At 52.7% G+C, this 14,165-nt stretch carries 11 protein-coding genes and 2 CRISPR repeat arrays; of the genes, 9 read left to right on the top strand and 2 right to left on the bottom strand.

Annotation, left to right across the window (positions count from 1 at the left end; all coding sequences use genetic code 11):
• Window positions 1-115 precede the first annotated feature (115 nt).
• The 6 genes from cas1f (at window position 116) to cas6f (ending at window position 8,575) form a co-directional block, all read left to right on the top strand.
• Window positions 116-1,093, top strand: coding sequence for a type I-F CRISPR-associated endonuclease Cas1f (gene cas1f / locus ACM615_RS06120; protein WP_431011642.1), 978 nt, complete (start codon window positions 116-118; stop codon window positions 1,091-1,093).
• On the top strand, window positions 1,090-4,323 hold the full coding sequence (gene cas3f, locus ACM615_RS06115) for a type I-F CRISPR-associated helicase Cas3f (RefSeq protein WP_431011641.1): 3,234 nt from the start codon (window positions 1,090-1,092) through the stop codon (window positions 4,321-4,323). The genes cas1f and cas3f overlap by 4 nt, the downstream gene beginning before the upstream one ends.
• Before the next feature lie 358 nt (window positions 4,324-4,681).
• Complete coding sequence (gene csy1 / locus ACM615_RS06110) at window positions 4,682-6,019, top strand: type I-F CRISPR-associated protein Csy1 (RefSeq protein ID WP_431011640.1); 1,338 nt, start codon at window positions 4,682-4,684, stop codon at window positions 6,017-6,019.
• On the top strand, window positions 6,016-6,969 hold the full coding sequence (gene csy2, locus ACM615_RS06105) for a type I-F CRISPR-associated protein Csy2 (protein ID WP_431011639.1): 954 nt from the start codon (window positions 6,016-6,018) through the stop codon (window positions 6,967-6,969). Before csy1 ends, csy2 begins: the two co-directional genes overlap by 4 nt.
• A gap of 22 nt (window positions 6,970-6,991) precedes the next feature.
• Window positions 6,992-8,011 (top strand): type I-F CRISPR-associated protein Csy3, encoded by a 1,020-nt coding sequence (gene csy3 / locus ACM615_RS06100; RefSeq protein WP_431011638.1) that lies wholly within the window; start codon window positions 6,992-6,994, stop codon window positions 8,009-8,011.
• Window positions 8,012-8,020: 9 nt separating this feature from the next.
• Window positions 8,021-8,575, top strand: coding sequence for a type I-F CRISPR-associated endoribonuclease Cas6/Csy4 (gene cas6f / locus ACM615_RS06095; RefSeq protein WP_431011637.1), 555 nt, complete (start codon window positions 8,021-8,023; stop codon window positions 8,573-8,575).
• A gap of 493 nt (window positions 8,576-9,068) precedes the next feature.
• A CRISPR array of direct repeats spans window positions 9,069-9,396; the repeat unit is 28 nt; unit sequence GTTCACTGCCGCATAGGCAGCTTAGAAA.
• A gap of 94 nt (window positions 9,397-9,490) precedes the next feature.
• On the opposite strand, the gene ACM615_RS06090 is transcribed toward cas6f, so the two are convergent.
• On the bottom strand, window positions 9,491-9,829 hold the full coding sequence (locus tag ACM615_RS06090) for a DUF1493 family protein (protein WP_129638686.1): 339 nt from the start codon (window positions 9,827-9,829) through the stop codon (window positions 9,491-9,493).
• A gap of 208 nt (window positions 9,830-10,037) precedes the next feature.
• Window positions 10,038-10,306: a CRISPR direct-repeat array (repeat unit 28 nt; unit sequence GTTCACTGCCGCATAGGCAGCTTAGAAA).
• A gap of 68 nt (window positions 10,307-10,374) precedes the next feature.
• Window positions 10,375-11,388: a helix-turn-helix domain-containing protein gene (locus ACM615_RS06085; RefSeq protein ID WP_132963916.1), complete on the bottom strand. Its 1,014-nt coding sequence runs from the start codon at window positions 11,386-11,388 to the stop codon at window positions 10,375-10,377.
• A gap of 115 nt (window positions 11,389-11,503) precedes the next feature.
• On the opposite strand from ACM615_RS06085, the gene ACM615_RS06080 reads away from it, so the two are divergent.
• The 3 genes from ACM615_RS06080 (at window position 11,504) to ACM615_RS06070 (ending at window position 14,075) form a co-directional block, all read left to right on the top strand.
• A complete protein-coding gene (locus ACM615_RS06080) occupies window positions 11,504-12,979 on the top strand; it encodes an MFS transporter (protein WP_431011636.1) in 1,476 nt (491 codons plus the stop codon).
• Between the two features lie 197 nt (window positions 12,980-13,176).
• Complete coding sequence (locus ACM615_RS06075) at window positions 13,177-13,473, top strand: hypothetical protein (protein WP_112291603.1); 297 nt, start codon at window positions 13,177-13,179, stop codon at window positions 13,471-13,473.
• A gap of 8 nt (window positions 13,474-13,481) precedes the next feature.
• A complete protein-coding gene (locus ACM615_RS06070) occupies window positions 13,482-14,075 on the top strand; it encodes a hypothetical protein (RefSeq protein WP_431011635.1) in 594 nt (197 codons plus the stop codon).
• Window positions 14,076-14,165: the final 90 nt, after the last annotated feature.

The following is a 14,165-nucleotide window of genomic DNA, read 5'->3' as shown; positions in this document are numbered from 1 at the left end:
TGTTAATTGAAAGTATCACCTCTAAGAACATACAAAATATGAATATATTAATGCGTTGATGTTTTCGTAAATAGGTTTATTTTAATCCCGTTATTAAAATTGAAGGGAATTCAAAATGACTAACGCATTGATGCCTGCTGAGCTAAAAACGATCCTCCACTCCAAACGTTCTAATATTTATTACCTGCAATATTGCCGTGTGCTGGTTAATGGCGGGCGGGTTGAATATGTTACGGAAGAAGGCAACAAGTCGCTGTACTGGAATATCCCCATCGCCAATACCACTGTCGTGATGCTGGGAACCGGGACGTCGGTAACGCAGGCGGCGATGCGCGAATTTGCCCGTGCGGGTGTGCTGGTCGGGTTCTGTGGCGGCGGCGGAACGCCACTTTATTCGGCGAATGAAGTCGAAGTGAATGTCTCCTGGCTGACGTCTCAGAGTGAATACCGTCCGACGAAATATCTTCAGCAATGGGTCAGTTTTTGGTTCGATGAACAGAAACGGCTGGCCGCCGCAGTGGCGTTTCAGAAAGTGCGCAGTGAGCAAATTCGTAAACACTGGTTAAGCGCAACGATGGTTCGAGAAGACGCTTTCCAGCTGGATACCGCCCGTACAGAATCCCTGTTGCAGCGGTTTGAGCAAAGCCTGACGCAGTGCCAGAACACGGGTGAACTGATGGCGCAGGAAGCCGTGCTGACAAAAGCCTTATATAAGCTGGCCGCCACGGCAGCGCGCTACGGCGACTTTACGCGGGCAAAACGCGGCGGCGGTGTTGACGTCGCTAACCGTTATCTCGATCACGGCAACTATCTGGCGTACGGGCTGGCTGCGACGGCGGTCTGGGTTATTGGCCTGCCGCACGGTCTGGCGGTCATGCATGGCAAAACACGGCGCGGCGGGCTGGTATTTGATGTCGCAGACTTAATTAAAGATGCACTGATCCTGCCACTGGCTTTTATTGCTGCCATGAACGGCGAAGACGAGCAGGAATTTCGTCAGCGTTGCCTGAGCAATTTCCAGCGTGCGGATGCGCTCGACATTATGATTGAAACGGTGCAGGACGTTGCACATGAAATAAGCCAGCAACCATGAATATATTACTGGTATCCGAATGTAATAAAAAAGCGCTGACCGAAACGCGGCGGATCATCGATCAGTTTGCTGAGCGCAAGGGCGAGCGGACGTGGCAAACGGCGATAACCATGGAAGGGCTGAATACATTAAGGCGAATACTCAAGAGAACGGCGCGCAGAAATACGGCGGTGGCCTGTCACTGGATCAAATCAAATAATCAGACAGAAGTGCTTTGGGTTATCGGAAATATTCGTAAGTTTAATGATAAAGGCTCGGTACCCACTAATACGACGCAGCGGGATATAGTAAAGTCCGGCAGCGAAAATGCTTTTCACAGTATGCAGACTATCGGATTACTGGCCGCTATCGCCGGGCTTTTTCATGATTTTGGCAAAGCCAGTCAGTTGTTCCAGAATAAGCTCCGCGGGAAGGGGAAAGGCTTTGAACCGTTCAGGCACGAATGGGTGTCTGTTCGTTTATTCCAGGCATTTGTCGGCCAGCAGACCGATGAACAATGGCTGACCCGTTTGCAGCATGTCAGTGCTGAAGACGAATACGCCATGATACAAAACCTGGCCCGCAATAATGCCAGCCACAGTTATAACAGCCCGCTGGAAAGTCTGCCGCCGGTCGCGCGTCTGGTGGCCTGGCTGATTGTTTCGCATCACCGCCTGCCGGTTTATCCGCGTCGAAACGATAACTACACTAATCCGCCGCAACTTTCCGATATTCAGCACTGGCAGGATAAACAATTTGCGCCGTGCTGGAACTCCACCAATATGGATGCGCCGTGGACGGCAAAAGAACAACGCGCTGTCTGGCAGTTCCCGCATGGTACGCCGATGCAAAGCGCGATTTGGCGCAGCAAAGCGCACAAATTTGCCGCACGCGCGCTGCAATTGCCGCTGTTTACTTCGCCTCATATCGCACCTGAACAGCGTTTTACCCGCCATCTCGCACGGCTGGTACTGATGCTGGCTGACCATTTGTACTCTTCGCTGGATGCGACAGCGGGCTGGCAGGATCCGGCGTTTTTGCCCATTGCCAACACCGGCACCAGACAACATCTTGATGAGCACAATATTGGCGTTAGCCAGAACGCATGGTTGCTGGCGCGCAGTCTGCCTTATCTGCGGGATACTTTACCGGCCATCACGCGGCATAAAGGATTTAAAAAACGTGCTCAGCAGGAGACATTTCGCTGGCAGGATAAAGCATTCGACTTAACCTGCGGACTGCGGGAAAACGCCCGCCAGCAGGGATTTTTCGGCGTCAATATGGCCTCGACCGGTTGCGGGAAAACGCTGGCGAATGCGCGGATCATGTACGGGCTGGCGGATGAAAAACGTGGTTGTCGTTTCTCTGTCGCGCTTGGTCTGCGGACACTGACTCTACAGACCGGTGACACACTGGGCGAGAAACTGCATCTCGATAAAGAAGATCTGGCAGTGCTGATCGGCTCGCAGGCGGTAAAGCAGTTGCATCAGCTTCATCACGATACCGCCGAGATAAAGAATACCGGCAGCCAGTCTGCGGATGAACTCTTTGCAGAACATCAGTATGTGCGTTATGACGGTTCGGTTGATACCGGCAGGTTAGGGCAGTGGCTCAAAGGTAAAGACGCTCTCCTGAAACTCATCAGCGCGCCGGTTCTGGTGACGACGATCGACCATCTTATGCCAGCCTGTGAAAGCCTGCGCGGCGGTCATCAGATTGCCCCGATGCTCAGGCTGCTGACTTCTGATCTGGTTCTCGACGAACCCGACGATTTTGATATGGCTGATTTGCCTGCATTGTGCCGGTTAGTGAACTGGGCGGGAATGCTGGGTTCACGGGTGTTGCTTTCATCGGCGACGCTGGCACCGGCGCTGGTGCAGGCATTATTCAGTACGTATGTCGCAGGGCGGAAAGCGTATCAGCAAGCCTGCGGCCAGCCCGGTTTGCCGGTGAACGTGTGCTGCGCGTGGTTTGATGAATTTAATGTCGCGGAAGGTCAGCATATGACCGGCAAATCTTACGGGCAACAGCACCGCGAATTTGTGGCAAAACGGGTGCCGTTATTGCAACAGGCCAGCCCGCTGCGTCAGGCATCGCTGGTCACGGTGTCACCGGAAAGCGCCAGCGTGAATGATGTAGTCAAGGCGGTGTCCGCGCGCGTTCATCAGTCCTTGCTAGAACTGCACAATGCGCATCACAAAGGCAAAAAACTCACCGTCGGTATTGTCCGTATGGCCAATATCGATCCGCTGGTGGCGGTGGCAAAACGTCTGATGACAACGCCGTCTCCGGCAAATATACAACTGCATTATTGCGTCTATCACAGCCAGTATCCGCTGGCGATGCGGGCTCATATCGAAAACCGTCTTGATGTGATGCTGACCCGCCATGACGAAGACGCTGTCTGGCAGGTGAAAGAAGTGCGTAAGGCTTTGGCCGCGCATCCGGAAAAGCAGCATATTTTTGTCGTGCTCGCGACTTCTGTTGCGGAAATCGGAAGAGACCATGATTACGACTGGGCCATCGCTGAGCCCAGTTCCATGCGTTCGCTTATCCAGCTCGCCGGACGTGTTCAGCGCCATCGCCAGTCAGTCCCGCAAAAACCCAATATTCATATCCTGCATAAAAACGTTAAGGCACTGAGAAAGAAGACGCCTGCCTACTGCAAACCGGGTTTTGAAAGCGGCGGCAATGCGTTTACGAGCCACGATCTGCATGACTTACTGCGACCGGAAGAATACGAAACTCTCAGCGCCATTCCCCGCATACAGGAGCGGGAAACAGCCGATCCTCTGCTGAGCATGACCGATATGGAACACGGACGATTATGGCCGGAGTTACTCGGGAGAAAGCACTGCGGCGACAACTATGCCGCCCGCTGGTGGCGTGATCACGCCGACTGGTGCGGCGAATTACAACAGCGAACCCCCTTCCGCCAGTCGGCACCCGATCAGCAATATTATCTGTGGCTGGAGGAAGAGGGCGACGAGCCGCGTTTTCGACAACCGGATGAGGGAACTGAAGGCTGGAAGGATAGCAGCGGATTTAAGGCCATTGATCAGGAATATGCCGAAGGTGTCAGTCCGTGGATGGAGATGAACTGCGAAACCCTCTATCAGGGTCTGGCAGACAGTTTCGGCTGGGAACTCGAGCGCGTCAGTAAAACGTTTGGAGAAATCTGCTTAGCCGACGACGAAAACAAACGGTGGCACTGGAATGAAGCGTTAGGGGTGTTTGGTGCACTCGACTGAGTGCACCACTGCCTGTGCGGCAGTTAACAATTAAATAACAAATGATTTATATATTTCTAAGCTGCCTGTACGGCAAATGCAAGGGCCTAGGATAAGGATTTTAAAAAACATGTCTATGGGGAAATTTAAGAACAAGTGAATGATATAGGTTGCATTAGAAATTCTTAAGTATAATATCCATGCAAAAGACATGGAGATGACTATGGGCATTAATTGGAAGAGACTTACACTTGTGGGTATTTTTCTTGCGCTGATGTTTTACCCGCTGGAGGTTGTGGGTGAGCAGCATGATGAAGTTAATATCTCAAAAATCATGTAGCTCAAGGGCAAGAGTTACATAATAAGAAAGGATGCTTTTATGAATCATAAATCATTAGAATTATTTATCAAAAATCACATTCACGACCGCTGTCAGCTCAAACTGGAAGCGTTCAATAAAGCCGCTGACAAACAACTTTCCGCTGCCAGCGCGGAAGAGAAATCCGGGCTCGAGCAACAGCTTTTTGAACAACGTCGTGAGCTGGAAAAGAAATATGAAGTTCGTACCTGGCTGACTGATGCCGCCGCGCGCGCGGGGCAAATCAGTCTGGTAACACACGCGGTAAAGTATTTTCATGGTGATGCCAGAGGCAGCAGTGTTTACAGCACAGTGAAAAGCGATGAAGCCGCGTATCTGACAACAGCAACGTTGCCTTCACCCGCGGTGGATGCCGTCGGGAATTCCGCCGCGCTGGATGTCGCGAAATTGCTGCAAACGGAACACGAAGGTGATTCTCTGCTTGCCAGCCTCAAACGCGGTGACTTTTCGGCGCTGGCGGCATTAGCGGAAAATGATACGCAGGCAGAGCAATGGGTCAGCGGGTTTATGCAGGCGTTGTCGGATAAAACGCTCTCGACGCACCAGCTCGCTAAACAGCTTTATTTTCCCGTTTCCGGCGCGGGCGAATACCATCTGCTTAGTCCGCTTTATTCTTCTTCACTGGCGCATGATTTGTATCAGCGCATCAGCCATGCACGTTACAGCGAAGCCTCGGTGGCTGCCCGCAAAGCGCGACGTGAAGGGCACTGGCATTCCGAAGCTGTCCAGTATTTTCCTGATCTCGCGGTGCAAAATATGGGGGGCACCAAGCCGCAAAATATCTCCTGCCTGAACAGTGCGCGGGGCGGCAAAAATCATCTTCTGCGCTGCGCGCCGCCGCAGTGGCAGCAATCCCTTAAGCCACCTGCCTCACATAAAACCTTTCTGACGGCGGTTTCCCCTAAAGTTACCCGTGTCGTCTCTGATCTGCGTCGTTATCTGCACACGGTGTATGAACGCGATAACACAATGGAAATCCGCCAGCAGCGCGCCGAATACGTGGATGAACTGATCGGCATGATCTTCAGCTATGCCGCTGAGATTCAGTCACTGACAGTTCTTCAGGGCTGGAGCCAGCAGGAAGACTGCGTTCTCAAAGCGGCGCACCAGCTCTGGCTCGATCCGTTACGTCAGCGCACCGACCCTGATTTTAAACTCCGGCGTGAAGGCGGCGAGTGGATCAGTGAGATTGCGGAGGATTTTGCCCACTGGCTGAATACCCGTCTGAAGCAGGACGAAAAGCTCAATGTTGGTGCCGTTGAATTCCGCGAATGGTCGGTGCTAATGCGCAGGCGTCTGCGGGAATTTGATGCCGCTCAGCAGGAGAACTGGCAATGAGTTATCTGATTGTTCTGCCTCATATTCAGGTCGAAAACGCCAATGCGATTTCTGGTCTGACCTATGGTTTTCCGGCGATCACGCATTTTCTGGGATTTACCCATGCGCTTTCGCGGCAGGTTCAGCAAAGCCACGGTCTGCGATTCACCGGCTGCGGCGTGGTGTGTCATAAGCATCAGGTTCAGGCCTATCAGGCCAGCGAACGGGGTGACCATTACTTTGCGCTGACGCGAATTCCGCTGACCAGAGAGGCGAAAACCGCGCCTTTCAATGAAGAAGGGCGGATGCACATGACCGTTACGCTGTTTGTTGAGTGTGAAGGGAGCATTGCGCATGGCGACACAGGAGCCAGAGAACTGGAACAACATCTGCACATGTTGTGTGTTGCTCAGCGGCTGGCGGGCGGTACGGTGACATTCATGAAACCGGTACGGGTAATGACGCTGCCGCAGAATGGCGATGAATTACAAAACATCACCCGTCGTGAAATGTATCGCGCATTGCCGGGTTTCGCGCTGGTTGACCGCTCAGAACTGCTGGCGCAGCACTTTACCGAATGCCAGGCGCAGGATCCGCAGGCGGAAATGATCGACGCGTGGCTGGATTTCGCAACGATGACTTACCGTGCCGAACAGCAGGAGGATGACTCTGTGCAATGGCAATACCAGCCGAAACCCGCGAAAGGTTATCTGGTGCCGCTGATGGTGGGATTCACCCCGATTTCGCCGCTATATGCTCCCGGCGACGTGGCAAAAACCCGTGATCCCTCAACGCCGTTCCGCTTTGTCGAAGCTGCTTATGGCGTCGGCGAATGGCGCAGTCCGCACCGTGTCACCGATATTCATCAGCTTATCTGGCGTTACCCCGCCAGCACTGAACACTACATCTGCAGCCACGCTAAACCGTTGCAGGAAGCCGACTTAACTGAACAAGACCACTCCGATTTCTAATCATTGAAACAAGGAAAGCACAATGACCAAAACCACCGTAAAAACCGCATCAGTCCTGGCCTTTGAACGCAAACTGGCAAACTCAGATGCACAAATGTTTGCCGGTAACTGGAAGGATTCAAACGACGCCGGAAAATGGCAACCGATCGAAATTCAGGAAAAAGCCGTGCGTGGCACCATTTCCAACCGTATGAAAAATGCCGCTTCCACTGATCCCACCAAACTGGATGCTGAAATCCAGAAACCTAACCTGCAACGTGTTGATGTCGCGGCGCTGCCGTTCGATGCAGATACCCTGAAGCTGCGCTTTACCCTGCGCGTGCTGGGCAATCTGTCGTCGCCGTCGGTGTGTAACGATCAGGATTATCAGGCTGCGCTGACCGCCGTGATTGATGGTTATCGCACTGAACAGGGCTTTGGAACGCTGTCCGCACGTTATGCGGAAAATCTGGCGAACGGGCGTTTTCTCTGGCGCAACCGTATCGGCGCGGAAGGCATTGCCGTTCATGTCACGCACAATAATCAGCGCTGGGAATTTGAGGCGGACGGATACAATCTGCGCCAGTTCAGTCAGCCCACCGGCAGTCTGGCTGAACTGGCCGCAGTGATTGATCAGGGGCTGAGTGGCAAAGAATCTGTGTTGCTGACCGTCGAGGCTTTCGTCCGTTTAGGGGAAGGTCAGGAAGTATTCCCTTCACAGGAACTGGTTTTAGACTCAAGCCGTGAAAGCAAGAAAAGCAAAATCCTCTATCAGGCGGGCGGCATTGCGGCGCTGCATTCACAGAAAATCGGCAATGCGCTGCGCACCATCGATGACTGGTATCCTGATGCGGCAGAACTTGAACTCGGCCCGATTGCCGTTGAACCTTATGGCTCTGTAACCAGTAAAGGCAAAGCCTATCGCCAGCCGAAGCAAAAAATGGATTTTTACACCCTGCTGGATAACTGGGTGACGAAAGACAAAAAGCCAGACACAGAGCAACAGCATTACGTGATGGCGACGCTGATCCGTGGCGGCGTCTTCGGCGAGAAAGGCGAGTAAGGGGCGAGCATGGAGAGTTATCAGGAAATCCGCGTCCTGCCCGATCCGGAATTTGGCAGCGATCTGCTGATGGCGGCGCTGTTTGCCAAATTGCATCGCGCGCTGGGGCAACATGCTGCGGGTAAAATTGGCATCAGTTTTCCGCATTACGGGCAGAAACCGGGCGACATCATCCGGCTGCACAGCACGGCTGCGATACTGACAGTCTTCGGCCAGACCTTATGGATGAAGGGGCTGAATGACCATGTGGCTATCAGCGAAATTAGTGATGTCCCGGCGAATGCGCAACATTGCTGCTTTAGTCGCGTGCAGGTGAAAAGCAGCGCGGAAAGACTGCGCCGCCGGTCTGTGAAAAGAGGCTGGTTAAGCGAAGAGGAAGCCCTTGAGCGTATCCCCGACAGCAAATCGCAAATCACTTCACTGCCGTTTATTCACGTGAAAAGCCTCTCGACCGGTGAAGCATTCAGATTGTTTATCCGGCGTGGGGCGTTGTTAACAGAACCTGTTGAAGGGGTATTTGGAGCATACGGGTTGAGTGCGGTGGCGACCGTGCCGTGGTTTTGAGGGCAAGCTCTTAAGGTCAAGGTCGTGGGCTCGCCGCCCACACTGGCCCAGAGACCCGCAGTCGCGCGGGCCTCTGGACTCCACGCTCTTTTCACTGCGCGCTGTCGCAGGCACGACGGACATGTTTCTCGGCTCCTGTGTGTGGCGCAAAATCTTGCCGCGTTGCGGTGCCTTCTCTCGGTCCTGAAGCCTCCGGTCTTCAGGCCGCTCCGTTCAGCAAGGTTTTTGATCACGCCAGTCCAGGACGAATAAAACCTTCGTTCTGATTATCTTGCAAAATCAGATGCTAAAGGGAGATCTGTCTTGCTCCTTCCCCTGCGAAGGGGAAGGCCGGGATGGGGTATTAATGGCATCTCAGAAATAACCCTCTTTTTGGGGCTGTTTCTAACTCATTGATTTTAATAGTGCGTAAAAGCTTGAGGAAAAAGAGGGTATTTCTGCCTAAACAGAGATAATCTTTTACAGTTCAATGCGTAAACCTGAAAACCTAACAGTTCACTGCCGCATAGGCAGCTTAGAAAGACGACGCCCGACACCTTGCCCCCGTCTGGCTGTTCACTGCCGCATAGGCAGCTTAGAAATACGCCCGTCTTAACGCCGTCCGGCAGCAAGTGTTCACTGCCGCATAGGCAGCTTAGAAAATGTTGTACAATCGCTGGCTGTCCATAGACGGGTTCACTGCCGCATAGGCAGCTTAGAAAGATGATATCGACGTTGGACAGTTCCGCTTCCTGTTCACTGCCGCATAGGCAGCTTAGAAAAGCAGAGGCACGGGTAAAAGAGCTTGAACAGCGTTCACTGCCGCATAGGCAGCTTAGAAACATGGCACTGGCAACCATTGCCCCCTGACGGAGTTCACTGCCTAAAAATAACCGTACGTTTAAAACCGTCCGAAGACGGCTTTAAAGATTTGAGTCAGTCAAAAAGCCATTTACCCGCTCGTGCGGAATCAGCAAGCATTTGAAGAGTTAAAGGGATAGGTTCTTCGTAATCACCGCCACATGAACAAAATGCAAAGATTGAAAATCCTGATGCTTCTGCTGGCCAGTATTTCTCGAAATCAAACTTAGCGGGATCTACTTTGAATTTATCAAAATACTCTTTCATGATGTCGTCACCTGTTTCACACGCCCACACATAATCGCCGGTAGAAAGACTTGTATTAATAGTGACAGGCCAGCGTTTTTTAGAAAAGAAACCGGGCTGATTAAAGCGTTCATTGTACCAGTCAATAATGTCCTCATTGCTTACCATAGGCGGTCTTTCTCATTGGCAATCGTGTTGTAGCGGTTCGTCGCTTTATAGGCGATGGTAGCTTAACTATCCTCAGCTAACCCTCTTTTTTACGCTATCTCTAACTCATTGATTTTAAATCTCCGAATCACCAATAAAAAAAAGAGGGTATTTCTGCCTAAACAGAGATAATCTTTTACAGTTCAATGCGTAAACCTGAAAACCTAACTGTTCACTGCCGCACAGGCAGCTTAGAAACGTCTGGCTTGCCCTTATCGCAAAGTGTCAGCGTTCACTGCCGCACAGGCAGCTTAGAAAAGTAACGATAGCGCCAGATTTTTGAGCCGGTCGTTCACTGCCGCACAGGCAGCTTAGAAATATCGGCACGCATTCCCCACCAGCTACTAACACTTCACTGCCGCACAGGCAGCTTAGAAATGCGTCTTCAGCATTGACGAAGGCATACGAAAGTTCACTGCCGCATAGGCAGCTTAGAAATTCGCTTTATGCCGCTGAAGCGGCTTTTAGTAGTTCACTGCCGTAAAGCCAGCCTCTGAACGCAAAACTCACCCCACCAAATCCCGCTCAACAAACCCCTTCCGCCATTGTGTTGGTGTCGTCCCCAGCCGCTGGCGGAAATGATGCCGCAACGTTTCCGGCGATCCAAAACCGGCTTGTTCGGCGACACGGTCAATACTCAGCGTGCCGTTTTCCAGCAGGGCGCAGGCTTTTTCCAGCCGCACGCTCAGCATCCATTCGCCGGGCGTGGTGCCGGTTGCATCATGGAAACGACGCAGGAAGGTGCGGCGGCTCATTCCGGCTTGTGCAGCAAGCTGATCAATCACCATGGGCGTATTGAGATGGCTGCGTAAATCATCAAGCAACGGGGCGAGCGTTTTTGCCGGATACCGCGGAACCGGTTGCTGGATCAGCTGTGCCTGATTTCCTTCACGCAGCGGCGGTGTCACCATCCGTCGTGCCGTGCGATTCGCCACTTCAATGCCGTAATCGCGGCGGATCAGATGCAGACACAAATCGACGCCCGCCGCACCCCCGGCAGAAGTGATGATGCTGCCTTCATCGACATAAATCATGCCGTGCTCAACCTGCACTTTCGGGAATCTTTGCGCCAGTACATCGGTGCTGTTCCAGTGCGCGGTGGCGCGTTTGCCGTCGAGCAAACCGGCAGCGCCAAGCACGAAACTTCCCGCGCAAATCGATACAATCCGCGTGCCGTTGCTGTGCGCTTTTTGCAGCGCGGCAATCAGCCGGTCAGAGGCCGGTTCGTGGATGCTTCGCCAGCCGGGGATCACAATCGTTCCGGCATCTTCCAGCAGTTCCAGCCCGCCATCGACCACCAGCCGCACGCCGCCTTGTGCGCCGAACGTCCCTTCCTCGACCGATGCAACGGCTAAGTCGTACAGCGGCTCGCCGGTGAGTTCATCGGCGCGGCCAAAGGCTTCGACGGCAGTGCCGAATTCGAAGGTACACAGACATTCATAGGCCAGCAGCACCAGCCGCCGGTTTCGCGGAGCAGGATTGCGCGGGGAAGACATCAGGGGCAGACCAGCGTTTTGCATACAGGGAAAACCATCAGGTTGGCATAATCTTGACGATACATGGCATACGGGCTGATTTCTACTGTGCCGCCAATCTTTCATGCTGTGTGTCTTTAACTCATCGCAGGATTTAAGCATGAAGAACACACTGGCGCTGATGGCCGTCTGCCTCGCTGCACTGATGTCCGGGCTGGAGATTTCCAGCGTTCCCGTCTTATCACCGGTACTTGAACAGGAACTGCATGCCAGCTTCCGCGAACTTCAGTGGATCATGAACGCCTACACGCTGGCCTGTACCACGGTGCTGATGGCGACCGGTACGCTGGCGGACCGCTATGGCCGGAAACGGGTTTTTATTATCAGTATTATCGCCTTCGGGCTGACTTCGCTGATGTGTGGTCTTGCCACAAGTTCGCAATGGCTTATCGCCGCGCGTTTCGCACAGGGGCTGAGCGGTGGCGCAATGCTGACGTGTCTGATTGCGATATTGTCTTCGCAATTTCCGCAAGGAAAAGCGCGCAGTCAGGCGTTTGCCGCATGGGGGATTACGTTTGGTTTCGGCCTGGGATTTGGGCCGATCATCGGCGGCATATTGGTCGCGTGGTTTAACTGGCGCTGGGTGTTTCTGGTTCATGTTTTTATCGCCATATTGACCCTGATTCTGGCGCTGAAAAACGTGGTGGAATCCCGTGACGGACAGGCTAAAAAATTGGATCTCGGCGGATTGATCACGTTATCGGTCACGGTCATGGGCGCAACGTTTCTCATTACTCAGGGCAGCAGCCTGGGCTTGGGCAGCGTCATCGCGCGTGCCGTTCTGCTGGTGACCGCCCTCAGTGCGGCGATGTTTATCTGGATTGAAAAACGTCATCCGCATCCGATGTTTGATTTCTCTGTATTCCGCGTCCGCGCATTTTCCGGTGCGCTGATGGGCTCGGTGGGCATGAATTTCAGCTTCTGGCCACTGATGATTTATCTGCCGGTGTATTACCAGAGCGGACTGGGTTATGACAGCGTCACGACCGGTCTGGCATTGCTGGCCTACACGTTGCCCACGTTGCTGATGCCACCGGTCGGTGAAAAACTGACCGCACGTTATGGCGCGTCCCGCATTATCCCGTTCGGGTTATTCACTATCGGCGCGGGCTTTATCCTGATGCTCATCGCCGTCGTTCATCATCTGAGTTTATTGCCGGGCGCACTGCTGGCAGGCATGGCGCTCGGGCTGACCAATACGCCGGTCACGAACACCACCACCGGTTCCGTCGCGGCAAACCGTGCGGGAATGGCGTCGGGTATTGATATCAGCGCGCGGCTGATCACGCTGGCTGTCAACATTGCCCTGATGGGGAGTCTGCTGGTGGCAGGAATTGCCGCCAGCCTTAAAAAAGTTATGCCGGCAGCGGGAGAGTTGTCTTCGCTGGCAGAACGTATCGCAGGCGGATCGGTGGTTGAAGGATTACAAACTGCGCAGATTGCTCAGGCGCTGACGGATGGCTTTGCCGTCATTCTGATCTATGGCGCGGCGGGTGTGTGGATCCTGGCGCTGATGAGTTATTTCCTCTTCAACGATAAGGGTCGGCGTAAAACGGTAACGTGCGAGCCGTACTGACTTTAAAAATCAGCGTTGCAGAATGTCTCGCGCTGTTTTGCGTAACCTCTTCCATTTGCCTGAAAAATAATTATTTTTCCTGCGCATCATTTTACTGCTTATGGCGTTATAGCCCTGCGGGACGGGGCTTAACGAAAAAAACGGGAAGCCAAATGATAATTTGATTAAGTACGATATCTGGCGTACATTGAGGCCACATGAGTTTCAGAGAGATCAAATGGAAGGTGATCGAATGTTTAAAGAATGGAAATATTGAGTTTGAGGCACGACGCGGGATTCAGCTTAAGAATTTGTTGAGTACGGGCGACATCTCGCCCTATGAAGTGGCTGCCTTAATCGGCAGGGCATCTGGAGATAATTATCAGATTCGTCCCTACCATTTTGACAGCAGTATTGATGTCCATATTATCACTGTCAGTAGTGCCGGAGTACCCTGGTACATCAAGTGGTACTTTACAGAGCCTGCCAGTGTTTTTATCAGCGTTCATCATTAAGGAATAATATGATTATTTATAAAGTCGGAGACGAGAAAAAGGCGATGTGTAACGCCTGTGAGGCTTTCCGCACGGTGAGTTATCAGCTGCGCGATGTACCGTTCGATGACGGCAGCGGTCTGGTGAAAAATATCATCGCGGGCGTGTGTAAAACCTGCGGCAACGTCGCGGTGATCCCTTATCAGTCTGTGCCAGCTATCAAAAAGCAGTTGCAGATACAACGCAAAGCCGTGGAAAGCCGTGTGCCTGCCCACATGATTGATCTGCTGAATATGGCGAGTGCGGAATTGGGGGCGACCCCTGATTTTGTGCCGTTATTGCTTAAATATTATATCCATCATCTGGCTTCCAGTCCGCAAGGCGCAATGCGTCTGGTGACTATGCTGACGTCCGAACTGGCGACCGGTCTGGCGAATAAGCGTCTTTCCCTGAAAGGGCGTGAAATCGGCAATGATATCGAAAAACTTAAAAATCTGTCCCAAATCGACAACACCACCGAATTACTCAAGGGTGTTGTGCTGACCATCCATAACGATCTGCTGGTGAACCCTGACGCTCAACGCATCGCGCTGTTGAAGAGTTTTGTCGCCACTGTTGCCTGATCCCTCGCGTCTCCCCGAAAAAATCCGATCCTCATCACATAAAGTTCCCTCACTTTCTGCCGATAACTATTAAAGATAAATCCAATTCAA

Origin of the sequence: Rahnella sp. PAMC25617 (assembly GCF_050606005.1) — a bacterium.
GTDB lineage: Bacteria > Pseudomonadota > Gammaproteobacteria > Enterobacterales > Enterobacteriaceae > Rahnella > Rahnella variigena.
The sequence above is the reverse complement of the archived record's forward strand: the minus strand, read 5'-3'. Positions and strand labels throughout refer to the sequence as shown.

What these genes read in the sequence shown, in the direction of transcription:
- cas1f (WP_431011642.1), top strand. Translation starts at nt 116, where the DNA reads ATGACTAACGCATTGATGCCTGCTGAGCTAAAAACGATCCTCCACTCC.
- cas3f (WP_431011641.1), top strand. Translation starts at nt 1,090, where the DNA reads ATGAATATATTACTGGTATCCGAATGTAATAAAAAAGCGCTGACCGAA.
- csy1 (WP_431011640.1), top strand. Translation starts at nt 4,682, where the DNA reads ATGAATCATAAATCATTAGAATTATTTATCAAAAATCACATTCACGAC.
- csy2 (WP_431011639.1), top strand. Translation starts at nt 6,016, where the DNA reads ATGAGTTATCTGATTGTTCTGCCTCATATTCAGGTCGAAAACGCCAAT.
- csy3 (WP_431011638.1), top strand. Translation starts at nt 6,992, where the DNA reads ATGACCAAAACCACCGTAAAAACCGCATCAGTCCTGGCCTTTGAACGC.
- cas6f (WP_431011637.1), top strand. Translation starts at nt 8,021, where the DNA reads ATGGAGAGTTATCAGGAAATCCGCGTCCTGCCCGATCCGGAATTTGGC.
- ACM615_RS06090 (WP_129638686.1), bottom strand. Translation starts at nt 9,829, where the DNA reads ATGGTAAGCAATGAGGACATTATTGACTGGTACAATGAACGCTTTAAT.
- ACM615_RS06085 (WP_132963916.1), bottom strand. Translation starts at nt 11,388, where the DNA reads ATGCAAAACGCTGGTCTGCCCCTGATGTCTTCCCCGCGCAATCCTGCT.
- ACM615_RS06080 (WP_431011636.1), top strand. Translation starts at nt 11,504, where the DNA reads ATGAAGAACACACTGGCGCTGATGGCCGTCTGCCTCGCTGCACTGATG.
- ACM615_RS06075 (WP_112291603.1), top strand. Translation starts at nt 13,177, where the DNA reads ATGAGTTTCAGAGAGATCAAATGGAAGGTGATCGAATGTTTAAAGAAT.
- ACM615_RS06070 (WP_431011635.1), top strand. Translation starts at nt 13,482, where the DNA reads ATGATTATTTATAAAGTCGGAGACGAGAAAAAGGCGATGTGTAACGCC.